Genomic DNA, 22,692 nt, shown 5'->3' with positions numbered 1-22,692 from the left:
CGTGACGGCCGGCCGAGCCGCGCAAGCACTCGCGCTGCGTCTCGCTGGCGTCGACTGGAACACAATCGCCGAACGCCTCGACTACCCCACTGTTGTGGCCGCGATCGAGGACGCAACCGACGCCGCCGAGGAACAGTACGACGGCATCCCACTGGATCCCCTACGGGTCCTGGAGGTTCTCCGACTCGACCGGCTCCAGGCCGCGGTGTGGAGCTCGGCTATGAAGGGCGATCTCGCCTCTGTCAACATGGCGCTGTCCATCGCAGACCGTCGGGCCCGCATGTTGCGCCTGAACCTTCGGTCTGAACGCTGAATCGGAGGTTGTCGGTGCCCGACAGCAACCGCAACGAAACGGGCGCCGGCCGTAAACGGGCGCGGTGTGGCGCCCGCACCCGGCAGGAGGATTCGGCGGAGCTCTGCGGGCTTCCGGCCGGATGGGGTACTGACCACGCCGGGACCGGGCGGTGCAAGCTGCATGGCGGCAAGACCCCCGGGCAGAAGCTGAAAGCCGCCCACGACATCGCCGAGCGGGAGGTTCGGGCCGTGCTCGCCGAACTCGACGTCCAGCCCGTCGACGACCCCCTCACCGCCCTGATGCAGCTCGCCGGCCAAGTCGTCTCGTGGCAAAAAGCCACCGCCGTCCTCGTCAACCGCATCGGCGACGAGATCCGCTACGAAGGACACGCCGGCGCCGAACAGCTCCGCGCGGAAGTGCAGCTGTACGAGCGGGCCATGGACCGGGCGAACACCGTCCTGTCCTCCATTGCCCGTCTCGACATTGAAGCGCGCCTCGCCGCGATCTCCGAGGCGCAAGCCGACCGGGTCCTCAGCGCAATCGACGCGGTCCTCGCACACCTCGGCGTCAGCGGCGTTCAGGCTGCGGAGGCCAAGACCGTCGCGGCCCGCCACCTGCGCTCCGTGTAGGCCGCGAGGGGGTGGCAGGTGCGGGCCGACCCTCTCGCTCTCGCCGCCCGGCGACTCGAAGAAGACGGCGCAGCCCGTGCGCGGGTCGACGAGTACGCCGCGGACCCGGCACTGTGGGCGCGGGAGAAGCTCGGCGAGCACCTGTGGTCGAAGCAGGTGGAGATTGCGGGCTCGGTCCGGGACCACCGCATGACCGCCGTCCAGTCGTGTCACGGCGTCGGCAAGTCGTTCGTTGCCTCCCGGCTCACCGCCTGGTGGCTCGACACCCACCCCGCCGGTGAAGCCCGCGTTGTCACTACCGCCCCAACCGGCGACCAGGTCAAGGCCATCCTGTGGTCCGAGATCAATGCGGCGTTCTCCACCGCCGCCGCCCGCGGCACCCCACTGCCCGGCCGGATCAACGAGACCGACTGGAAGCTCGGGAAGCGGCTCATTGCGTTCGGCCGTAAGCCGAGCGACTACAATCCGCACGCTTTCCAAGGCATCCACGCCAAGTACGTCCTCGTCATCCTCGACGAGGCCTGCGGCATCAACAAGCAGTTCTGGACCGCCGCGAACGCCATCGCCACAGGCGAGCACTGCCGCATCCTCGCGATCGGCAACCCCGACGACCCGGGTTCCCAGTTCGCCCGGGTCTGCGCCAACACCGGCCGTTGGAACGTCATCCGCATCTCGGCGTTCGACACCCCGAACTTCACCGGCGAGACAGTGCCGGCCGAGCTGCAGCCGATGCTCGTCTCGCACGCCTACGAAGCCGACATGCGGGCCGAGTTCGGCGCCCAGTCCCCGACCTACATCTCCAAGGTCCTCGGCGAGTTCCCGTCGGACGCCGAGGACGGCGTTGTGCGGCTCTCCGCGATCCGCGCCTGCGGCCTTCCGCCAGAACAGCCGCTCAGATACACCGATCTCGCCCCCGTCGAACTTGGCGTCGACCTCGGCGCGGGCGGCGACGAGACCGTCATTCGCGAGCGCCGCGGCACCCGTGTCGGACGCGAGTGGCGCAGCCGCGAGAAAGACCCCACCAAGGTCGTGCACCTGATCGTCGCGGCGATCCGCGAGTCGAAGGCCACCAGGGTCAAGGTCGACAGCATCGGCATCGGCTGGGGCATCGTCGGAACCCTCAGGGAGCGCCGCGCCCAGGGCGAACACGACGCGGAGATCATCGGCGTCAACGTGTCCGAAGCCAGCAGCGAGCCCGCGAAGTTCGCCCGGCTGCGGTCCCAGATCTGGTGGCAGGTCGGCCGGCAGCTGTCCGAGGACCGCGGCTGGGACCTGTCCGAGCTTGACCCGGACGACAGGGAGCGGCTCGTCTCCCAGTTGACCGCACCCAAGTACTCCACTGATGCGGCCGGCCGGATCGTGGTGGAGCCGAAAGCCGAGACGAAGAAGAGGATAGGCCGCTCACCCGACAACGCGGACGCCCTGCTCCTGGCGTTCTACAGCGGCAGCGGCCTCGACGCGCACGCCTGGCTCTCCTACGGCCGCCGTAAGGCGGCCGAAGCTGCCCCGGCGGACGTGCCGGACGAGTCCGCGCCCACCGCTGTGTCCGACGACCCGGCCGTCGCCCGCAAGCAGGCCCGCGACGCCGCCATCCGCAGACAACGCCAACCCTGAGATGGGAGGCAGCGTGGGCATCCGGGACCGCATCGCCAAGGTCTTCGGCCCCGGCACCCGCGTGCCTGCGGAGATCGTCGCCGCCGAACAGGCCGCCCAGATGACCATGCAGACGCCGTTCGCGCCGGGCACCCCCCAGATGCCGTTCGACGGCTACTCGCGGCAGCCCCGTTCCAGGGACTTCCCGGCTGGCGTCAACATCGCCGCCCGGCCCCGCATCAACGAGCGCGTCGCCTTCCACACCCTGCGCGGCCTGATCGAGGCGTACGACGTCGCCCAGGCCTGCATCTGGCACCGCATCGATTCCATCCGTGCCCTCGACTGGTCGCTGACCCCGGCGCCCGGATTCCATGGCGACGCCGCCGCGGCCATCGCGCAGGGCATGGCCGTCCTCGCCAAGCCGGACCGGCAGACGCCGTTCGCGAACTGGCTCGCCAAGTGGTTGTACGACGTTTTGGCGTACGACGCGGGCACCCTGTACCGGCTTCGGAACCGGCGCGGCGACGCGATCGGCCTGCGGGTCGTCGACGGCACCACCATCGCCCCGCTGCTCGACTACTGGGGCAACATCCCCGAGCCGCCCGCCGAGGGATACGTCCAGTACGTGCAGGGCCTCCCCTGGAACTGGCTCACCCGGGACGACCTCATCTACGAGCCGTTCCGGCCGCGCGCCAACAGCCCGTACGGCACCGCTCCGCTGGAGACCGTGTTGCTCAACGCCAACACCGACCTGCGGTTCCAGGCCCACTTTCTGGGACGGTTCACCGAAGGCAACGTGCCGGAAGCGTTCGCGTCCGCACCGGAGACCTGGAGCCCCGACCAGATCGAAGAATGGCAGACCGTCTGGGACGCCATGATGCTCGGTGACCAGGCCGCCAAACATCAGATTCGATGGATGCCCGGCGGCAGCGGCATCACTTGGAGCAACGAGAAGGATTTCTCCGACACGTTCTCGCTGTTCTTGATGCGCAAGACCTGCGCGGCGTACCACGTCGTCCCCACCGACCTTGGGTTCACCGAAACCGCCAACCTGTCCTCGTCCGAGTCGCAGGGTGACGTGCAGCACCGCGTCGGCGACCTGCCGCTGATCGCCCACATCACCTCCGTACTGACCGACTTCCTCCAGAACGACCTCGGCCTGCCGGTCTGCTTCACGTTCGACACCGGCCAGGAAAAGGAAGACAGGCTGCAGCTCGCGCAGGCCTGGCAGGTCTACATCGAGACCGGTATGGCCTCTGTCGACGAAGGCCGCGAGGCCCTCCTTGGCCTACCCGGCGACCCCACCCGGCCCACCCCGCGTTTCTACTCCACCCCGCGCGTCGGGCCGATCCCCCTGCTCGCCATCGACGGGGTCGCAGGGCGGGTCGACCCGGAGACGTTCGGCCCCGCCAAGGACCAGCCGGTCCTCGACCAGCCGTACGTACCCCCGCCCGGCGCCGTGCCGGCCGCGGGCACCACCGACCAGGCGGCCGCGGCCGCCGCCGAGGACGCGTACCAGACCCGGTACAACGCGATGGTCCACAACACCGAGGTCGCCAAGGACGGCGGCGCCCAGACCGGGCCCACCACGGGCATCACCTCGGCGACCGGCATCACCGGCTACGACCTCGTCCGCACCACGGACGACGAGGACGAGGACCGGGACCAGCTGGTCAAGCGGGAGCTCGGCTCTTTCCACCGTTTCTCTCGGGCGCGCCGACGCGACGGCCGCTGGAGGGACTTCACCTTCCAGCACGTCACCACCCGACAGGCCCGGCGCCTCAACCAGGCAGGCCGCCTTGCCGTCCGCAAGGCCACGGGGGAGGTCGCCGTCGCCGGACTCGCCGTTCGGGCGGCCGACACCGGTCGCGTCCTCATGCTGCAGCGGGCACTCGACCCCGACGACCCCGCGGCTGGCATGTGGGAGATGCCCGGTGGCCACCTGGAAGGCAACGAGACGCCCCTCCAGGGCGCCTGGCGCGAATGGGCCGAGGAAACGGGCTACATCCCCCCGCCGGGCACACTCACCGGCACGTGGACCAGCGGCGACGGGATCTACCAAGGCACCGTGTGGACCGTCGACTCCGAGACCGCCGTCCCGGTCAGCACAGGCCGCGGCCAGGTCACCAACCCGGACGACCCCGACGGCGACCAGGTCGAAGCCATCGCGTGGTGGGACCCCTGCCTCCTCGCCGGGAACCCAGCCGTACGGGCGGAGCTCCTGGACGGCCTGCCCGGCGTCCTCGCCGCACTCGGCCTCGACAGCCCCGCAGACGTAGAAAAGGCCGACGACGGCGGTGACGCGGACCCAAAAGCCCCGACGCCTGGCCCGGCTGGGACCACGATGAGCGCACCGCCCGCTACTGGGCGCCGCTGATCGCCGCCGCGCTCGGCACCGCACTCACCGTCACGGCCGCAACCCGACTGGCCCAGGCCTTCGCCTCCAACAACGGCGGCAATCGCACGGACCGGCAGACGCTGACCGCGGCCGCCGCCACCTACCTCACGAGCCAGGACATCACTCCCGGGCCCGCGCTCACCGACGCGCTCGCCGGCCTCTACGCCGACGCCTATCTCGTCGGCGCGGTATCCGCCGCGACCGTGACCACCGGCACCACCAGCAACCTGAACAGCTGGCAGCCCGGCGGCGCCCCCGCAGCACAGGCCGGCATCGAGGACCACGGCACCGGCCCGGCCCTCACCATGCTCACGCTCGGGGCCGGCGCCACCGCCGCAGCCCTGACCGCATCACGCATCAATAACGCGGCCAAGGCCCTCGCAGACGGCACCGCAGCCGGCGACACACCGCACAGCATTGGCGCCGCCATGCACGCCGCCCTGGCCGACCCCGACCGCGCCTACGCGGCAGCCGTCACCGAAACGACCCGGGCCATCGCGGCAGGAGCAGCCGACGGCTACCGGCGCAGCGGCGTCGCGCACGGCCGCTGGCAGACCGAGCCAGACGGCCGTGTCTGCCCGGTCTGCGAAGCCAATGCCGCCGCCGGGACGCTTCCGCTTGGCAGCACCTATCCCAGCGGCGACGCCTACCCGCCGGCCCACCCCCGGTGCCGATGCGCCGTCCTTCCCGCCTAGGAGGTCCCCGTGCCCGAGCAGCGCTACGTCCTCGGCATCGCCTACCAGGCGGGACCCGACCCGCGGATTCAGAAGGGCGCCGACGGCGGCCGTGATTTCTTCACCCCGGAGGAGCTGGAGAAAGCCGCGTGGAGCTTCCTCCGGGACGGCGGCTCCCAGGTCGGCCTCAACCACATCGACGGCACGACCGGCGCGGCCACCGTCGTCGAGTCGTACGTGTGGCGCGGCCCCGACTGGGACCTCGGCGACGGCGTCGTGGTGAAGGCCGGTGACTGGCTCGTCGGCGCCGTCCTCGACGAAGCCGCCTGGCACCTCTACAAGTCCGGCCGGATCACCGGTTTCTCGCCGCAGGGAACGGCGCGGCGCATCCCCAACAGGAGCAGCTGATGACCACACCCGCTGACGACGAGTTCACCGAGCTGCGTGACGCGACCATCCCCCGCGTGGACCTGGTCGACAAGGCCGCCAACGGCACGCGGTTCCTCATCGCCAAGAACGCCGCCGACAGCCGGGGCCTCATGGCGCCCGGCTTCGTGCGAGACCTGATCGGCAAGACCGCCGAGCCCACGCCCCAGGAGGAGACCGTGACGATGACCGGCAGCCCCGGGGCCATCGCCAAGCTCATGCACGAGGCCGCGCAGCGCGCACGCCGCCGCGACGACGTTGCCAAGGACGCCGGCATCGGCGCCGACCTCGACGACTCCGAGGACGGCCTCGACCCCACGATGGTCCTTGCGGCCCCCGACGACGACGCGCCCGGCGACCCCAACGACCCCGGCTCCCCCGCTTGGGAGGCGATCGACGCGGCCACTGCCCAGAAGTGGACGAGCATCGCGGTCCGCCTCAAGAACGCCCTCGGCGTCCTCGCCGAACGCGAGATGCTTGAAGCCGCCGGTGCCGACCCCGACGACGCCTACGACGCGTGGGATCTGCAGGACGCGCAGTGCGCCCTGGACTACGTGATCGACACCCTCGCGTCGTTCGCCGTCGGCGAGCAGGCCGCAGCCGACCTGGCCGGCGAGGCCATGGCCACCGTCGGCAAAGCCCTCGCCGGGCTGGAACCCGCCGCGCTCGACACCGTCGAGGCCCTCGGCCAGGTGGCCAAGGCCGGCCGCGTCCTCTCCGCGGCGAACGAGGCCGCGATCCGCACCGCGACCGAGCACCTGCAGAAGGTGCTGGCGTCGCTGCCCGAAGCCCCGGTCGTCAAGACCGCCCACGAGGAGCCCGACATGCCCACGCCCACCCCGTCCGAGGACCGCACCGCAGCGGCCGGCGAGGAGCCCGCGATGGGCACCGCCGAGGTCGAGAAGACCACCGAGCCCCACGCCGGCGAGCCGGTGGCCAAGGCCGACGGCGAGAAGCCGCCCGTGGTCGTCGTCTACGACCAGGCCGGGCGGCTCATCGGCATCGTCGACCCCGCCGACGTCACCCCTGTCGCCAACTCCGAAGCCGAGCCCGACGCCACCAGCACCGGCGACACCGCGGACGCCGAGGACGACTCCGCCGACGACGACACCCCCGACCTCGAACCGCAGCCCGCAGCCGACGCCGGCACCCCCGCCGACGCGCCGCCGGACGACGACGAGACCGTCACCAAGACCACCGACACCGACACCATCTCCGACATGTTCAAGAGCAGCCTCCTGGCTGCGGTCGAAGACGTCCTGACGAAGAACAGCGCCGACCAGGCCGAAAAGATCGCCAAGACCGGCGATGCCGTCCTGGAACTGGCGGAACTCGTCGAGACACTCAAGGGCCGCATCGGGGTGCTGGAGGAACAGCCCGCCCAGCCGAAGATCTTCACCAACGGAGCGACCCCGCCGCGCGAGCACATGCGCGGCCAGGACCACGGCGCACCCCCGGCCGTCGACGTCGCCAAGGCCCGCGAACTCAAGGGCGTGCTCTACCGGGGCACCGCCGCCGAGCAGAACCGCGCCGCCAACGACATGCAGGCCGCCGCCATCGCCGCGCTCCAGGCGATCCACCAGCCGCGGTAACCACCCGCACCCAGACACCCCCCAAGCCTCCGGACGAGCGCCCAGCGCCCCGGGGGCTTTCGCATGCCCAGGAGGCACCCCTTGACACCGCTCGGCAGCATGACCGAGGACACGCTGGCCGCCATCAGCAAGGCGCAGACCAGCGGAATCCTCAACAACACCGGCATCTACTCGTACGACCTGAGCGAGCTCGTCTCCCTCATCCCGGTCGTCACCCCGTTCCGCGACATCGTCGCCCGCGTCAAGAGCCCCAACGGCAACCCCTACGCCGTATGGCGCGCCATCATGAACCTCACCAACAGCCAGCCGAGCCCCGCGATGGGCTTCGACTACGCCGCCAACGAAGTGCAGTTCCAGGAGCAGGACTTCCAGGCGAGGTACAAGCCGACCGGCTTCGCGGGCCTGGTCACGCAGGACGCCTACGACCTGGCCCAGGGCTACGGCGACCCGTTCGCCATCAGCACCTTCCAGGTCCTCAACCAGGTCCTCATCGGCGACGACCGGCAGCTCATGGGCGGCCAGTCCTTCCCGCTTGCCCGGCCCGCGGCACCCACGCTGGCCACCTCGACCACGGGCGGCACCATGGCCGCGACCACCACCGTGTACGTCGGCGTCGCGGCCCGCACCGGCACCGGCTACTACTATGGCAACGGCAACAGCCAGGGCAATAGCGCCAGCATCGCGACCGGTGCCGGTTCCACCAACTCCGTCTCGGCGACGGTCGGTTCGGTGCGCGGCGCGGTCTGCTACGACTGGTTCCAGTCCGCCAACGGGACGACCTGGTACTACTACACGACCACCACGGTGAACGCGGTCACCATGACCAAGATCATCAACGCGAACCAGGCGCTCCCCACCCTCAACGCCGCCCCTGACCTGTCCACCTCCTGGCAGGGCACCGCCAACGCCTCCCCCACCTACAACGCCGCCGCCGACAACGGCTCCGCCGCCCCCGCCGAATACGACGGCTTCCTCGCCAGCCTCGCCGGCGACTACAACGGCGCCGGCCAGTGGGGACAGCCCGGCACCGGAACCGCCAACCCCTCCATCAACAACTCGCTCAACGGCGCCGCCCTCACACTCACCGGCGGCAGCATCACCGAGATCGAGAACCTGCTCTTCCTCCCGCTCTGGCAGCAGGTCAAGTGCTCGCCCACCGCCATCATGGTCAACGCCGTCCAGGCCCAGTCAATCGCCAACCTCATCCTCGGCTCGTCCTCGGCGACCACCTACCTCAACACCGACTCTGCCGGCCGCGTCTCCGTCACCGCCGGCGGCCGCGTCGGCGAGATCGTCAACGCCCCCGCGGGCGGTGTCACGGTCCCGATCGAGGTCCACACCTCCCTCCCGCCGGGCACGATCATCGCCCGCACCGACCGCGTGCCGTTCCCGCAGGCCAACATCCAGAGCGTCCTGGAGTACCGCGCCCTGCGCGACACCGCCCAGTTTGACTACGGCGTCTCCCGCATCGCCAACACCGCAGGCGGGGGCCCGAGGCGCGAGTACGAAATCCGCAGTGTCGGAGCCTTCCTGAACCGCGCGCCCGTGGCGATGGCGTCTTTGCAGAATGTCGCCTGACACCCGGCGATGACCTGCAGTCCGTCCACGCCAGTTGCAGAGCCGACAACGGCCTTCCTGCCGAACTGATGACAGGAGGGCGGTTCGTAGTGGCCGGGAACTAAGCACTCCCGGCCACTCTGCAACCGTCGACAAACAGAAGGAGGCCCAGATGCCGCCGGCCCGTGCGGGTGTACCTATGCCGAACTTCACTGCCACACAGGAGCTGTTTCGCGCTGACGGGCTGACGCTGAACAGCAACTCGGACAGCGTGACGGCCAACATCACCAACCAGGTCAACGGTGCAACCGGCGGCCTGATTGATGTCTCGTCGGTGTCGAACGGCCTGCTGGTCGTCAACGTGGCGAACGCCCCGACCGGCACCAGCCCGAGCCTGGCGGTCTTCTTCGACGTCCGCGACGCCTTCGGAAACTGGATTCTTACCTCGAACCCGACGGCGATCTCCGGCGCCGCCCTCGGCTTCGCGGGCACCGTCGCGGGCAACATCTCGACCGGCTACGGCCTCACCTACAACGGCCGGATCCGCTGGACGGTCACCGGGACTGGCAGCCCGACTTTCACTGGGGTCAGCTTCAGCCTTTTCGGCCGCTGACCCGCCCTCATCAGTTCCTTCCCCCTTCGAGGAGAGCAGGCATGCGCCTCTACTCGCGTACGGGCGCGACCGCGCTCGAACACCCCGTCCATGGCCGTATCGAGGCCGACCCGGTTCACGGCGGGTTCGACCTGCCGGAGGAACTCGCCGAGGAGCTGCAGTCGTTTCCGACCTGGGAGACGGACGTGGCTCGGCAGCACCGTCTGATCGCGGAGGAGATGGAGCGGCGCAAGGACCCGGCGACGCTCCTCGACGCGGTACAGCAGCTGGTGCAGGCGGCTCAGGCCGTGGGCGCGGCGCGGCAGGAGTCCGGCGCTGCCGGGCAGGCCGAGGAGTCTGCTCCCGCGAAGGCCGCCCGCGGGCGGAAGGCCGCCGCGAGCCGTCCGGACCCGTCCTCCGAGTAGCCGCCTCATCAGGCCGAGCGCGCAGTCGCGCACCGATCCGAGCAGGGGGTGAGTGGCTGTGGCGACGCCGTACATCACGCCGGGGATGCTGCTGGCGCAGCCGGCGGGGATCAGCTGGAAGGTGATGCCGACCTTGACCGCTGATGCCTCGTCGCAGTTCGCTCAGCTTCAGCAGGTGTGCTGGAGTGCGACGGCCGTCGTGGACACCTACTGTCGGCAGCCGCTGCGGGCGACGGTGGTGACGGAGACGCAGGCCGGTCCGGGCGGGTCGCGGGTCTCGGTGGACCGGCACACCCGGATGGGCGCGGTCGTCGCGCGGCATCGGCATCTGTCGGACGTGTGGGCGGTGCTCTTGTCACCGGCGCGCACCTTTCCTTCGGTGTGGTCACCGGTGCCTGCCGGCCAGTTCCGGCTCCGCAGTTCAGCGGCCTTCGCCGGGCCGGTTCCGGCGACGGGCCCGTCGGGTGGCAGTGCCATCGACGTGGCTCCGGGCTGGATCGACTGGCGGCAGGGGCGGGGCGGCTGGCAGGTGCAGACGTCCTATACGTCGGGTTGGCCGCACGCAGGCCTTACCGCGCCTGCTGCCGCGGGCGCCATGTCGATCAGTGTGGACGACGTGACGGGCTGGGGCGGTGCGCATGGCACGGCCGGGTTTTGCTACGACGGGGCGTCCACGGAGACGATTGCCGTGAGCGGGGCCACCGCCACTGTTCCGGTGGTGCTGCCGAACACGGCAACTGCGGTGCAGACCGGGCCGGGCACCGTTCAGCTCGCCCAGCCCCTGACCCAGAACCACGCGACTGGGGCTGTCGTGTCGGCACTCCCGCCGAACGTGATTCACGCCGCGGTTCTCGCCGCCGCAGTGGAGGCCCTGGAGGGAATCGACGCCATTGCGGCTCAGTCTCTGTCAGGGCAGTTGGCAGGCGGAACAGGGGCTCTGGCGACCGAGGTCGAGATGCTGCTCGACGACTACCGGCGGGTCGGCTGATGGCCCGCCGCCGGCCGAACCTCGGCAGCGGGGGTGCTTCCGGAACCGCCGGGGTCCTTCGGTTCTGGAACCGCACGATCACGATCATGCGCGGCACGGCCGTCAACGCGTACGGCGACGCGACGGACGTCGGGGTTCCCCTCTACACGGGGGTTCCGGCGGCGCTGGCGGAGACCGAGCAGGTGGCCTTCGACTCGGCGAGCCAGCGGCAACAGATCATCCGCTCGATCACATGCAACGTGCCGAACTGGGCCGATGTACGGACCACGGACACCATCCGGGACGAGACGACCGGCCGCTACTTCATGATCGAGAACATTCAGGAGCAGCCCGGCATCGGCTACTACCCGCCGCCGAAGACACTGACGCTGCGCCTGAGGTCGGGCGTCACCGCCGCATCGGACTGAGGAGGCTGCCATGGCGCACGCTGAGATCGACGGAGCCTGGGAACACGAAGTGACGAGCGCCCTGGGCCGGCTGTTCGTCGAGCGGCTCGGCCCGGCCATCGCAGCCGACGCCGCCCGCTACTGCCCCCAGCACACCGGGGCGCTCGCCGCCAGCATCGAGCACCACATGGAAGGCCAGGATCTCATCGTGTCCGCGACTGGCGGAGCTGAGGGCCGCACCTACGCCGCCTACGTCGAGCTCGGCACCGGCCCGCACATCATCCGCCCCAACGGCAAGCAGGCCCTGTACTGGGAAGGCGCCGCGCACCCGGTCCGAGAGGTGCACCACCCGGGCACCCGGCCGCGACCTTTCCTGCGGCCCGCGCTGTACCAGCAGCGCGGCGACTGACCGAGGGAGGCGAGGTGACCACTCCCCTTCCGCTGGAGGCCACCGACGAACTCGTCTGCGCGCAGTGGATCGCCACCATCCCAGGGTTCACCCCGGCCATGGTCGGAACGACTCTGCCTCCGGACGTCAACGCCGACGGCTCCCTCGCCCCGTGGGTCGCCACCGGGTTCGTCACCGTCGCGGTGGTTGGCGGCAACCCTGACCCGCTTCTGCCAGTCAACTGGCCTGTGCTGCAGGTCGACTGCTGGGCCACCGTGCCGGGCAGCAACAAACCGCCGTGGCACCAGGCCGCAGCCCTGGCCGGCGCCATCCGCCGAGCCACCTGGGACCGGCGGGCCGTCTCCCGGCCCTTGCAGATCACCGCGAACGGGGTCGCCTACCCGGCTGCGGCGGTGCGCTCCGCCTACCTGACGACCGCGCCCCGCCGCCTGTACGACGACCAAGGCGACTACGCCCACTACCAGGCCGATCTGTCGCTGTCGTGGGTGACCGTCAACGACCGCCTCTACTGAGCGAGGAATCCATGCCTCTGGTCCGCACCACCTTCTTCGACGACCTGGTCGAGGTCCCCGACGACGAGATCCCGGTGCTCCGGGCTCAGGGCCTGCTGGTCGGGGAGTCCGCGCCGCAGCCCGCCGCCGACCCTGTTCCCGTCAAGCCGACCGCCTCCAAGACGAAGGACGCCTAATGGCCCGCCTCGCCCTGACCGCGACCAGCCAGCCGAAGACCGGCGCGGCATCCCCCCTCAACCTCACTGCCCTCCTCACCGCCGGCACCCTCGGCGCCAACACCGGCGTGAGCTTCGTCAACACCGGACGCGAGGTCCTGCACATCTCCATGGGCGCGGGCGCCAGCACGGTGATCGTCAACATCGGGACGACCATCGAGGGGCAGTCCGTCACTGCCATCACGGCGTCGCTGACCTCAAGCGCGACCAACATCGTCGGGCCGTTCCCGTCGGACGAGAACCAGCCCAACGGGCAGATCTACGTGGACTTCGGTACCCCGGCGAGCGTCAACGGTGTCGCCCTGCTTCAGAACGCCGGCGTCTTCTAGCCCGGTCCCGCAGTACCGCCCCCCGGCCCGCTGTGCGGGCTTTTTTCATGCCCGCGCCCGGCAGTGGCGCCTGACCCAAGGGGATGAGTCCCATCGCCGTCAACGCTGCAAATCTCGTACTCGGCCCGGCGCGACTCTACGTCGCCCCATTCGGCTCGACCGAGCCCGCCGACTCCACCGTCACTCCGAACGGCCCCACGACCCCGCCGTCCTCCCCGTGGACCGATGTCGGCGGGACCGACGGCGGCGTCACGTGGGAGGTCGACAACACGTACACCGGACTTCAGGTCGACCAGATCACGATGGAGGTCGGCGCCCGCCTGACCGCCATGAAGATGACGGTGACCGCCAAGCTCGCAGAGATGACGCTCGGCAACCTGCAGACGGCGCTCAACAACATCGGCACCCTGGCCACCAACAGCGGCTACTCAACGCTCGACATCCCGGTGACCTCGGCCTCGACGCAGCCCAGCTACGCGGCCCTGATCATCGACGGCTGGGCGCCGATGCTGTCCAGCGGCCAGCCGGCACTGCGCCGCGTCATCGTCCGCAAGGTCCTCAGCCAGGTCAAGGCGCAGCTGTCGTACGACAAGAAGACCCAGCAGGCCTACGACTGCACTTTCTCGGCGTACTACGTCAGCAGCAGCATCCCTCCGGTCCACATCGTCGACCAGACGGCGTGAGCTGAACCGATCCGTTCCTGCCGCCCTGAAGGGGGACCATGGCCGCGAAGGTCACCGCCAGTAAGAAAGCCGCCGCCCGCCGCCCCACTCCCGCGCCCGCGGCAAGCCCGGCCGAGTCTGACTTCGGGGTGCTACGCCTCACAACAAGTCCGCAGGTGGATGAGGAGCGGGTGCCGCTGTTCTACATCGACGACGTCGAGTACTGCATCCCGAAACGGCCGCGGATGAACATCGCCCTGCAGTACATGCACCTCGCCAAGGACCAGGGCGACGCAGTCGCGACGGACTACCTCCTCGGCAGTCTCCTGGGCGAGGAAGGCTACCGGGCTCTGCGCGAATTCGACCAGCTCACCCCGGAGCAGTTCCAGCACATCACCGCCATCGCTACCCGGCAGACCATGGGCGCTCTGGAGCTCCCAAAAGCGTAGTCGACCGGGTGGTCCAGGTGGGCTGGGTGCTGGACCATCTCGACGATCTGGCCAGCGACTTCTCTGTCTTTCACCGGATTCCCGACGTCACGGTCCTGGACGGGCCGACGTTTCTGCGGCTGGCGTGGCGGATGCCCGCCTACGAGGGCGTGATGCGGGCCAGGGCTGCCGCCTCCCAGGAGGAGGACACCGGCGCCGGGCCTACGCCTCGGATGGCGCCCGGCCGCCACGAGGAGATCAACCCCGGGACCCGCACGGCTCTGATGGCCGACCCGGCATTCGCCGGCCTGTTCAGTTACGGATCGTCTCGGGGGTGAGCTGTGCCCGAGGGCTTTCGTATTGCGAGCGCGTGGGTGCGGGTCTCACCGGACTTGGAGGGCTTCCGGGAGGAGCTCCAGGCCAAGCTTGACGAGGCAACCACCGGTGTCGTGGGCCGGGTGCGGGTCGTCCTGGACTCGGCGGAGTTCGACGCGCAGTCGGGCGAGGTCAAGGCCAAACTCGATGAGCTCGGTGGCGAACGGGCCGAGCCGTCGGTGCACCTGGAGGTTGCAGGGTTTGAGGCCAAGGCCGAGGACGCGCGCGCCCAGTTGGAGGAGCTGGGCGGGCGGCGGGCGGGTCCTGAGCTGCACCTGGAGGACGCAGAGTTCGAGGCCAGGGTCGACGACGCCAGGGCGCGGATCGACCGCCTGAGTCACGACCGTGCCCGTCCTGACATCACGCTGGACACGGCCGCGTTCGATGCCCGGCTGGACAGGGCCGAGGCCCGCCTGCACGCTTTCGGGACCAGGGAGGCGTCTGCCCGCCTGAACGCGTCCGCGAGCCGCTCCGGAGGCGGTAGCGGGGGTGGTGGTAGCGAGGGCGGCAGTCTGCTCGGGGGCCTGGGCGAGCACCCGATGCTGGCTGGCGTCACTGCTGGCATCACCTCCCTGCTGCCGAGCGTCGGCGGGGCCGCGATGGGTGGCGGCCTCCTCGCAGGCGCGGGCGCCCTGGCTCTTGGGCCGGTTGCCAAGGCGCTCAGCGACGCCCACCAGGCCTCCCTGAACATCGGCATGACCCCGCAGCAAACTGCGGCGATCCAGTTCTCCAACTCTGTGCAGAAGCAGGGCGCGCAGGAGCAGGTCACCACAGCTCGCATGCAGCAGGCTCAGGACGCGATCACCGCGGCCCGCACGATCGAGACCGCGCAGATGAACCTGGCGTCGGTCGAGCGCAGCACCGCGGCGCAGCAGGTGCAGGCCCTGCAGTCGGTGGTGCAGGCCGAGCAGGGCGTCCAGCAGGCCGACTACGCGCTGTCCGAGGCGCAGTACAACCTGAACCAGGCGTGGGAGCGGGCGCGGGAGAACCTGCGGGAGCTGAATGACCAGCTCGCGGACAGCCAGTTGAACGTCGAGCAGGCGCAGCTCGGCATCCAGCAGGCCGTCTACCAGCAGAAGTTGACGAACGAGAACGCCTACTCGACCGCCCTGGACCGGCAGCAGGCCGCTCTGGCTGTCGCGCAGGCTCAGCAGCGGCTCGTTGACGCGCAGGACCAGTTGGCCGCTTCCCAGTACAACGCGAACCGGGCGAATCAGGAGGGGATCGACGGTTCGCAGGAGATCATCAAGGCGAAGCAGGCCGTCATCGCGGCGCAGTACGGGCAGACCGACGCCCAGGCCCAGTACTCGATCGCGCAACAGGACCTGACGAACACGCAGCTCAATAACGCGACGCAGCTCAAAGAAGCGCAGATCCAACTGGCAGCAGCGGAGCAGGATGCTGCCTACCGGCGGCAGATGGACGCTCGCAGCGTCGAACTGGCCGAGCGGAACGTCGCCAACACGGTCAAGGAGCAGGAGCTCCAGTGGGCGTCGATGAAGTCCACGGAGAACGAGGCGGCGAACGCTCTCGCGAAGGACCTGGCGCGCATGACGCCTGCGATGCGCTCCGTGATGGAGCAGATCTTCGGGATGAGCGGCGCTTTCCGGGAGATGAGGGATGCCGCTCAGAACGCGGTTGCCCCGGGTTTGTCGCAGTTCATCACCGGCCTGTCTGAGTCGATGCCGGCGCTGACTGCCGGTGTGACGGGCATGGGGCAGGTCATCGGGCAGGCATTCGGCTCGATCGGCAAGGCGCTGCAGTCGACACAGGGCAAGGAAGTCCTGCAGGGGCTGATCGACAACGGCCTGCAACTCGTTAAGACGGTCGTCCCCGCGATCGGCGGCTTCGTCAGCGCGCTGGCGAAGCTTGGAGCGCAGAAGGGCGCAGCGGACGGTCTCGCAGGCGCGGTTGTCGGAATAGCCAACGCCTTGACCGCCGTGGCAAAAGGCTTGTCGCCGTTCGTGGGGTCGCTGTCGTCGGTTCTCGGCACTCTCGGCCAGGCGCTGGCGCCGATCGGCTCGCTGCTGGCTACGGTCGTCGGGCAAACGTCCCAGGCGCTCGCCCCTGCGCTTGCGGCTCTGCTGCCCGCCGTAACCACGCTGGCCGGCGCGCTCGGGCAGGGGCTGAGCCCGATCTTCCAAGCCCTGGGCGTGCTGTTGCTGCCCGTGGCCCAGGCGATCACTGGCGTCGTCCAGGCGTTCGCGCCGCTGCTGCCGGTCATCGGGGAGATCATCGGGCAGATCGGCCTCAGCCTGGCGCCGCTCCTGCAGGCGCTCGTGCCGATCGTGCTCCAGCTCGCCCAGATGCTGACGAAGGACCTGCAGGTCGGCCTACTCCAGTCGCTGCAGGCGATGCTGCCGCTGGTGCCGGTCGGTGTCAGGCTGATCGAGTCGCTTCTGCCGCTCGTCAGCCTGATTCTCAAGCTCGGTGGCATCTTCATCGACTTCGCCGCCAAGCTGATCGGCCCGGTGATCAGCGGGATCGTTGCCGTGGTCGCAGCGGTCGGCAACTTCGTTTCGAACTGGCGCGAAGCAGTCGACTGGGTCGAAGCCAAGGCCTCGTGGCTGTGGCACGGGGTGTTCGAGCCGCTATGGAAGGGAATTTCGGACGGCTCCCTCGCGTTCATCGGAATTTTCAAGACAGGGTGGGATTCCCTGAAGGAAATTTTCAAAACGCCGGTGAACTTCCTGATCAACACGGTCTACGACAACGGCATCGCGAAACTCTGGAACTCGGTCACCGGCGCGATCGGCATGCACAGCCTGGACCTGCCGATCATCACCGGTTTCGCCACTGGCGGCGTCATCCCCGGTTATGCCCCCGGACAGGACACCGTGCCGGCGATGCTCTCGCCTGGCGAGGGTGTGCTGGTGCCGGAGGCGGTGCAGGCCATCGGCCCCGACGTGGTGCACAGCCTGAACGCGGCCTACGGCGGCGGCCGGCAGTCTGTCGGCAACCACTTCTCCGGCGGCGGCATCATCGGCGGCATCGGAAAATTCGTCGGCGATCTGATCGACAAGGCTGTCGACATCGGGAAGATCACCGCCGCTCTCGCCACAGGCAACGGTGAGGCCTTGTCCAATGCGCTGAACAAGCTGGTCGGAACTCAGGGCGACGTCGGGAACTTCACCAAGTTGATGCTCGGCATTCCCACGTCGCTGATCAAGAGCATGGTGCAGGCGATCCTCGGATCGCACCCTGCCGCCCCCTCTGGCGGGGGCGGCGGGGTGATCCCATCCGGCGACCACCTCAGCATCATCGACCAGGCACTCCAGGCCGCCGGCGTGCCCCCGCCGGGCACGCAGGACGAGTGGCGGGCCGGGCTGAACACGTTGATCACGCGCGAGTCCGGCTGGAACCCGCGGGCCATCAACAACACCGATTCCAACGCTGCCGCTGGCGACCCGTCACGCGGCCTCGCACAGACGATCATGTCGACGTTCCTGTCGAACCACGTAGCGGGGACCAGCACCGACATCTACGATCCCGTAGCCAACGTTGCCGCGGCGATCCACTACATCGTGGGCCGCTACGGGAACATCAGCCGGGTACAGCAGGCCAACCCGAACCTGCCGCCGAAGGGCTACGACCAAGGCGGGTGGCTGATGCCGGGCACGATGCCAGTGAACGGGCTCGGCCGGCCCGAGGCGGTGCTGACGCCGGAGCAGTCGGAGGCGTTCATCGCCCTCGCGAGGCATCTCGCCGCACAGGGCGTCGGGGGCGCATCGGTCGGCCGACAGGTCACCGTGGAGCAGCACTACCACGGCACTCAGCTGCCGACGATCGAGCAGCAGGCCGACATGCAGCGGCGCCTGGCGCTCACGCTCAGTGGCGCCTGACCGCCCGCAGGAGAACACCGCAGAGCCACCGCGGTGTTCTCCTTCCGGGGCGGGCCGCCTACGCCTTGCTGATCCGGGTGACGCCCACCCACAACTGCTTGAGCTGGGAGGGAGTCAGTGACGGGTCGGGGTTGAGATTGACCTTCAGCGAAATCGACTTGCCCGGCCCGATGGGTGCCGTTGTCGCGTCGACTCCAAGGCCGCCAGACCGTCCGGTCGCGCTGCCGATGGCCTGGGCGACGTGGAAGGCGTACCGAACCGGCGCAGAGCAGGGGTTCGTGAACTCGAAGGTCACGATCGCCACGCCCACATCGGCCTGGGCGTCGAGGAGCTGGGCCTCGTTTCCAGAGTCGTCGGCCGGGATCGCGCACGGGTCGGCGGCGCTCTTCACGACCTTGACGTCGTCGAGGTCGGGCGCGCCCTGCGCCGGCTTGTACGGGAGGCGTGCGGCCGGGATGGCCACCTCCAGGCGCCCCGGCGTCTGCGATGCAGTGCCTGGCGCCGGGTCCGGGCCGGAGGCTGTCGTCGGAGCCGGTGCGGGCGCCGAAGTCGTCGCTGCCGCAGGCGACGCTGGCGGGCTCTCCGTCTGGGCCGGCGTCCGGCTCGGCGGTGCAGCGGCCGGATGCGTGGTGGTACTGGCGCAGGCGGCAGTCAGCAGGACGACACCGGCGAGGGCCGGGATGACACGGCGCACTGATTCCCCAGGGGCTGTGACGAAATGGTGCGGCCAGTGTGGCAGCGCCGCGGGCCGGGCCTTGTGGCCCTTTGCCGGACTGTGACCGATTGCAGCGTGACGTGCCGGAGGTGGTGACGGATGGTTCAAGCCGTCGCAGGCCAGCCCTGGACGCTCTACCTCAACTTCTACAACCAGACCGGCGGCGCGCTCACTGATCCGTCCACGGTGCAGCTCGACATCACCTACGGTCAGCAGGTCGGCTTCGTCGCGGACGTCGCCGGCCCGTACACCTACCAGGGCGCCAGCCAACCCGTCTCGGGCCAGGTGTGGCGGATCGGCGTCGGCCAGTACGCCTGCACCTGGAACGTTCCCCCCACTGCTACGCAGGGCGTCTACGTCGCGAACTGGGCATGCCAGTACGGCAGCAACACGTTCCTCGGCGTCGAGGACTTCTCTGTCACTGGCGGGTTCACTCCGCCCGTCCCGGCGAGGGACACCGGGTTCTGGACCGGCGGCCTGATCTTCGGAAGCCTGGACATCGAGTTCGGGCAGGTGGACAGCAACGGCATCGCCTGGCTGTGGCAGAAGTTGGAGGGTTGGGACGGCCCCGACGTCCAGGGCGCCGGCGTCATCCCCCGCTCCGGCGACCATGGAGGCTGGGCGTCACCCCAGTTCTACGCCCCCCGCACCCTGACCTGGACCGTCACCGCGTCGGCCCCGACACAGGCCCTCCGAGACCAGGCCCGCGCGCTGCTCCAGCAGGCGGTGCCCATCAGTGGGCTGGCGCAGCTGCGCTACGACGAGCCGGTCCCCAAATACGCGTGGGTGCGGCGCAGCGGAAAACTGACCGAGGCCTACCCCACCCTGACCGACGTCACCTTCACCGTCGGCCTGGTGGCACCGGACCCGCGCAAGTACGGCACCGTGCAACGGTCGCTCGTGATCGGCGTGGTGCCCGCCACCGCGGGCGGCAGCATGGTGACCCCGTTCACGGTGCCGTTCACCGTCAAGGCGTCGCCGCCCCCGGGCGTGTCCGTCGCGAACAACGCCGGCGGTTTCGCATCCCCGCCGGTCGTGGTCATCACAGGCCCGGTCACCGGGCCCACCCTGACCAACCTGACCACCCGGCAGACGGTCTCGTGGTCGACCCTGACGCTCAACACCGGCGACACCCTCACAGTCGACTTCCTGAACCGCCAGGGCTTCGTGAACGCCTCCACGATCTCCACCACCCCGGGCGTTCCGTCCGCCGGCGGCACGTTCTGGCCAGCCGACCTCAACTCCGGCTGGTGGCAGTTGTCGGCGGGCTCCAACCAGGTGCAGTACGGCGGCGGAACAGGCACCGGATCCACCGCGACCATCTACTGGCGGGACGCGTGGGTGTGACACCGCGCCGCAGGGAGGGACTCCAATGGCAACACAGGTGACCACCAGCCTGCCCATGTGGCTCACGGGCGCCACCTACGACGCCAACAGCGGCAACGACCTGCGAAACAGCGGAGTCACCGCCTACTTCTACGACCAGGGCATCGCCACTGGCACCACGATCGGCGTCCTGGGTGGTGTCGTCGGCGGCACCGGCCTGGCGGTGTCCGCGGGCACTGGCATGACGGTCACGGTGCAGCCCGGCTCGTACGTGGTTCCGAACTCGTCGACCCCGACGGCAGGCGGCTACGCGTCGACCCTGTCAACCCAGGCGACGCTGACCGTGCAGACCGCGGATCCGTCGAACTCCCGGATCGACATCATCGTCGCGTATGTGTCCGACGTCGGCAGCTCATCCTCGTTCGGGGCGATCCAGATCATCACCGGCGTGGCCGGGCCCTCGCCGTCGGTCCCTACGGCCCCGGCGAACTCGATCACCCTGGCGCGACTGACGGTCACCGCCGCAGCAACATCCATCACGGCCGGGATGCTCTCGGACGTACGGCCGTTCACCGTCGCCACGGGCGGCATCCTCGTCGCGCCGCGCGGCACGGTGAACGGCTACAAGGGGCAGATCGCCTACGACCCCGCGTCGAACGCGTTCTACCACAACAACGGCACCACCAACGCCACCCAGCTGCACGTGCTGCCGTGGGTGCCGATCATCCAGACTCGGAACACCAACTTCGTCTTCGATGGCAGCGAGCAGACCGTACTGTCGGCCACGATCACCACCGACGGCAACACCGACATCGAGATCTACTTCAAGTACGCGGGAATCGGCTGCAGCCTCGGCGGCACGTTCATCGCGACTTTCCGCATGTACATCGACTCGTCGGCGGTCGACGGCACGTGGACGCCAAGCCTGCCCGGCGACGGCACGATCTACAACGGCTCCGCCTGGTCGTACTTCACGAGTTCGGGCGCGGGCGACACGCCTAGCGCCGGGACGCACACGGTGAAGGTGACCGTCCAGAACGGCAGCGGCCTGTACTCGACGACGATCGCCGCCAGCGCCACCGCCAAGACCTTGCTGCGCGTTGGGCCGGGCGGGATGTGAGTGAGCACCTACACCTACGCCTCCACCGACCTGATATCCGGCCGGGTCCTCGCCGACAGCCTGCCCCTCACCGTCCAGTCGTTCGGAATGCAGCTCAACGGCTCCGGCACCCTCACCGGAAGCCTCGCGCTCAACGCCGAGCCCGCGGTCAACGCGCCCGCCATCGCCGCGCTGGAGCCGCGTCGCTCCGTCCTGTGGGTCCTGCAGGACGGCTACCCCGTGTGGGCAGGCATCGTCTGGGACTGGCCCGACCAGGGACGACAGCCCGGGACCCTGCCGATATCCGCGCAGACCATCGACACTCTGTGGTCACACCGCCTGGTCACCGACACCATCATCTACCAGCAAGTCGACTTGTTCACCGCCTTCATGGACCTGTGCCGGTACGGCACGTCCAAGCAGTCGGGGTACATCTCATCCGTCTCTCCGGCAGCAACCCGGACCCCGGCTTACCTGGCGATGGTCGCGCAGAACGGCGGCGTGGCACGTCTGGTGATGCCGCAAGGGACCGCGGGCACCGCCGGGGTGCCGTGGACCGCCTCCTACACGTACTCGGACCTGACTCAGATCAGCGGCGCGTGGCAGGACATGTGCGCATCAGGGAACTTGGAGTACGCGTTCGTTCCCGGCCTCGACTCCTCCGGCAACCTCGCGATCTTCCTGCGGCTCGCCTACCTGCGGATGGGGCGTACCGCGGCCTCCTCCGGCTACAACCTGATCTACCCGGGCAACGCCATCGACTACGGCTACCAGCGCACCGGCAGCCAGAGCAGCAACATGGTGTGGGCCACCGCCCCGCCGAACGGCGCCGCCCTTCAGTGGCAGTCCGCCTACCCGCACGGCTCCGACCCCGTCGACCTCGCCGACGGCGTGTACCCGCTGATGGAATCCAACGTCTCCTGGCAGGGCTCATGGGTCGTTTCCCAAGCCCAGATCGACGGCTTCGCCGACGGCGAGGTCGCGATGAAAACCCGGGCCATGACCAACCCGATGGTGACCGTCGGCGCCGGATACCCCAGGGTGCGGGACATCATCCTGGGCGACGCCACCACCCTGGTCGCAACCTCGCCACTGCACCCGCCCGGCCCGAACGGCCAGCCCGGCCTGCAGCAACGGGTGCGCGTCGTCGGCTGGACGGCATACCCGCCGGGCCCGCAGCAGGCCGAGAAGATCCAGCTCCAGACATCCGCCGTCGGCGCCTGAC

Annotated in this window: 24 protein-coding genes; 23 read left to right on the top strand and 1 reads right to left on the bottom strand. The window is 69.5% G+C overall.

Annotated elements, in window-relative coordinates; genetic code table 11:
• The first annotated feature begins 1 nt into the window (after position 1).
• From ACZ52R_RS23500 to ACZ52R_RS23405, 20 genes are all read left to right on the top strand, one after another.
• A complete protein-coding gene (locus tag ACZ52R_RS23500; RefSeq protein ID WP_465754041.1) occupies positions 2–313 on the top strand; it encodes a hypothetical protein in 312 nt (103 codons plus the stop codon).
• A gap of 14 nt (positions 314–327) precedes the next feature.
• Positions 328–924, top strand: a complete 597-nt coding sequence (locus tag ACZ52R_RS23495; protein ID WP_465754040.1) for a hypothetical protein — start codon at positions 328–330, stop codon at positions 922–924.
• Positions 925–942: 18 nt separating this feature from the next.
• The gene (locus ACZ52R_RS23490) at positions 943–2,538 is read left to right on the top strand and encodes a hypothetical protein (protein WP_465754039.1); all 1,596 of its coding nucleotides are present in this window, start codon (positions 943–945) and stop codon (positions 2,536–2,538) included.
• Between the two features lie 13 nt (positions 2,539–2,551).
• Complete coding sequence (locus ACZ52R_RS23485; protein ID WP_465754038.1) at positions 2,552–4,894, top strand: phage portal protein; 2,343 nt, start codon at positions 2,552–2,554, stop codon at positions 4,892–4,894.
• A gap of 224 nt (positions 4,895–5,118) precedes the next feature.
• Positions 5,119–5,610, top strand: coding sequence for a phage minor head protein (locus tag ACZ52R_RS23480; protein ID WP_465664147.1), 492 nt, complete (start codon positions 5,119–5,121; stop codon positions 5,608–5,610).
• A gap of 9 nt (positions 5,611–5,619) precedes the next feature.
• Entirely contained in the window at positions 5,620–5,997 is a 378-nt protein-coding gene (locus tag ACZ52R_RS23475) for an XkdF-like putative serine protease domain-containing protein (RefSeq protein WP_465664148.1), read from the top strand.
• Positions 5,997–7,607 (top strand): hypothetical protein, encoded by a 1,611-nt coding sequence (locus ACZ52R_RS23470; RefSeq protein WP_465754037.1) that lies wholly within the window; start codon positions 5,997–5,999, stop codon positions 7,605–7,607. The genes ACZ52R_RS23475 and ACZ52R_RS23470 overlap by 1 nt, the downstream gene beginning before the upstream one ends.
• An 81-nt stretch (positions 7,608–7,688) precedes the next feature.
• Complete coding sequence (locus tag ACZ52R_RS23465; RefSeq protein ID WP_465754036.1) at positions 7,689–9,185, top strand: hypothetical protein; 1,497 nt, start codon at positions 7,689–7,691, stop codon at positions 9,183–9,185.
• A 178-nt stretch (positions 9,186–9,363) separates the two neighbouring features.
• Positions 9,364–9,777: a hypothetical protein gene (locus tag ACZ52R_RS23460; RefSeq protein ID WP_465754035.1), complete on the top strand. Its 414-nt coding sequence runs from the start codon at positions 9,364–9,366 to the stop codon at positions 9,775–9,777.
• Positions 9,778–9,818: 41 nt separating this feature from the next.
• Positions 9,819–10,181 (top strand): hypothetical protein, encoded by a 363-nt coding sequence (locus tag ACZ52R_RS23455; RefSeq protein WP_465754034.1) that lies wholly within the window; start codon positions 9,819–9,821, stop codon positions 10,179–10,181.
• 58 nt (positions 10,182–10,239) lie between these two features.
• Positions 10,240–11,169, top strand: a complete 930-nt coding sequence (locus tag ACZ52R_RS23450; RefSeq protein ID WP_465754033.1) for a hypothetical protein — start codon at positions 10,240–10,242, stop codon at positions 11,167–11,169.
• 86 nt (positions 11,170–11,255) lie between these two features.
• Positions 11,256–11,576 carry a hypothetical protein gene (locus ACZ52R_RS23445; protein ID WP_465664154.1) on the top strand — a complete coding sequence of 107 codons (321 nt, stop codon included), beginning with the start codon at positions 11,256–11,258 and terminating at the stop codon, positions 11,574–11,576.
• Positions 11,577–11,586: 10 nt separating this feature from the next.
• Positions 11,587–11,964, top strand: a complete 378-nt coding sequence (locus ACZ52R_RS23440; protein WP_465664155.1) for a hypothetical protein — start codon at positions 11,587–11,589, stop codon at positions 11,962–11,964.
• 14 nt (positions 11,965–11,978) lie between these two features.
• Positions 11,979–12,476, top strand: coding sequence for a hypothetical protein (locus tag ACZ52R_RS23435; RefSeq protein ID WP_465664156.1), 498 nt, complete (start codon positions 11,979–11,981; stop codon positions 12,474–12,476).
• 11 nt (positions 12,477–12,487) lie between these two features.
• Entirely contained in the window at positions 12,488–12,652 is a 165-nt protein-coding gene (locus ACZ52R_RS23430; RefSeq protein ID WP_465664157.1) for a hypothetical protein, read from the top strand.
• On the top strand, positions 12,652–13,020 hold the full coding sequence (locus ACZ52R_RS23425) for a hypothetical protein (protein WP_360251427.1): 369 nt from the start codon (positions 12,652–12,654) through the stop codon (positions 13,018–13,020). Before ACZ52R_RS23430 ends, ACZ52R_RS23425 begins: the two co-directional genes overlap by 1 nt.
• A gap of 83 nt (positions 13,021–13,103) precedes the next feature.
• Complete coding sequence (locus tag ACZ52R_RS23420) at positions 13,104–13,703, top strand: hypothetical protein (RefSeq protein ID WP_465664158.1); 600 nt, start codon at positions 13,104–13,106, stop codon at positions 13,701–13,703.
• Positions 13,704–13,741: 38 nt separating this feature from the next.
• Entirely contained in the window at positions 13,742–14,131 is a 390-nt protein-coding gene (locus ACZ52R_RS23415; RefSeq protein WP_465754032.1) for a hypothetical protein, read from the top strand.
• A gap of 17 nt (positions 14,132–14,148) precedes the next feature.
• Positions 14,149–14,448, top strand: coding sequence for a hypothetical protein (locus tag ACZ52R_RS23410; protein WP_465754031.1), 300 nt, complete (start codon positions 14,149–14,151; stop codon positions 14,446–14,448).
• Between the two features lie 3 nt (positions 14,449–14,451).
• Entirely contained in the window at positions 14,452–18,327 is a 3,876-nt protein-coding gene (locus ACZ52R_RS23405) for a hypothetical protein (protein ID WP_465754030.1), read from the top strand.
• A 58-nt stretch (positions 18,328–18,385) separates the two neighbouring features.
• Here the strand turns inward: ACZ52R_RS23405 and ACZ52R_RS23400 are convergent, their stop codons facing one another.
• Positions 18,386–18,790 carry a hypothetical protein gene (locus ACZ52R_RS23400; protein WP_465664162.1) on the bottom strand — a complete coding sequence of 135 codons (405 nt, stop codon included), beginning with the start codon at positions 18,788–18,790 and terminating at the stop codon, positions 18,386–18,388.
• Between the two features lie 351 nt (positions 18,791–19,141).
• On the opposite strand from ACZ52R_RS23400, the gene ACZ52R_RS23395 reads away from it, so the two are divergent.
• Genes ACZ52R_RS23395 through ACZ52R_RS23385 form a run of 3 tightly spaced genes read left to right on the top strand, consistent with a single transcriptional unit; the run spans position 19,142 to position 22,691 of the window.
• Positions 19,142–20,389: a phage distal tail protein gene (locus ACZ52R_RS23395; RefSeq protein WP_465664163.1), complete on the top strand. Its 1,248-nt coding sequence runs from the start codon at positions 19,142–19,144 to the stop codon at positions 20,387–20,389.
• A gap of 37 nt (positions 20,390–20,426) precedes the next feature.
• The gene (locus ACZ52R_RS23390; RefSeq protein WP_465664164.1) at positions 20,427–21,488 is read left to right on the top strand and encodes a hypothetical protein; all 1,062 of its coding nucleotides are present in this window, start codon (positions 20,427–20,429) and stop codon (positions 21,486–21,488) included.
• Entirely contained in the window at positions 21,489–22,691 is a 1,203-nt protein-coding gene (locus ACZ52R_RS23385; protein ID WP_465754029.1) for a hypothetical protein, read from the top strand. It abuts the gene before it with no gap.
• Position 22,692: the final 1 nt, after the last annotated feature.

The organism is Kitasatospora sp. NPDC034023 (assembly GCF_055575795.1).
This window is presented reverse-complemented; position numbering and strand designations above follow the sequence as displayed.

Excerpts from the sequence above, each read along its gene's own strand:
- ACZ52R_RS23425 (WP_360251427.1), top strand. The coding sequence starts at position 12,652 with ATGGCCCGCCTCGCCCTGACCGCGACCAGCCAGCCGAAGACCGGCGCG.
- ACZ52R_RS23460 (WP_465754035.1), top strand. The coding sequence starts at position 9,364 with ATGCCGAACTTCACTGCCACACAGGAGCTGTTTCGCGCTGACGGGCTG.
- ACZ52R_RS23455 (WP_465754034.1), top strand. The coding sequence starts at position 9,819 with ATGCGCCTCTACTCGCGTACGGGCGCGACCGCGCTCGAACACCCCGTC.
- ACZ52R_RS23420 (WP_465664158.1), top strand. The coding sequence starts at position 13,104 with ATGAGTCCCATCGCCGTCAACGCTGCAAATCTCGTACTCGGCCCGGCG.
- ACZ52R_RS23430 (WP_465664157.1), top strand. The coding sequence starts at position 12,488 with ATGCCTCTGGTCCGCACCACCTTCTTCGACGACCTGGTCGAGGTCCCC.
- ACZ52R_RS23470 (WP_465754037.1), top strand. The coding sequence starts at position 5,997 with ATGACCACACCCGCTGACGACGAGTTCACCGAGCTGCGTGACGCGACC.
- ACZ52R_RS23445 (WP_465664154.1), top strand. The coding sequence starts at position 11,256 with ATGCGCGGCACGGCCGTCAACGCGTACGGCGACGCGACGGACGTCGGG.
- ACZ52R_RS23395 (WP_465664163.1), top strand. The coding sequence starts at position 19,142 with ATGGTTCAAGCCGTCGCAGGCCAGCCCTGGACGCTCTACCTCAACTTC.
- ACZ52R_RS23415 (WP_465754032.1), top strand. The coding sequence starts at position 13,742 with ATGGCCGCGAAGGTCACCGCCAGTAAGAAAGCCGCCGCCCGCCGCCCC.
- ACZ52R_RS23440 (WP_465664155.1), top strand. The coding sequence starts at position 11,587 with ATGGCGCACGCTGAGATCGACGGAGCCTGGGAACACGAAGTGACGAGC.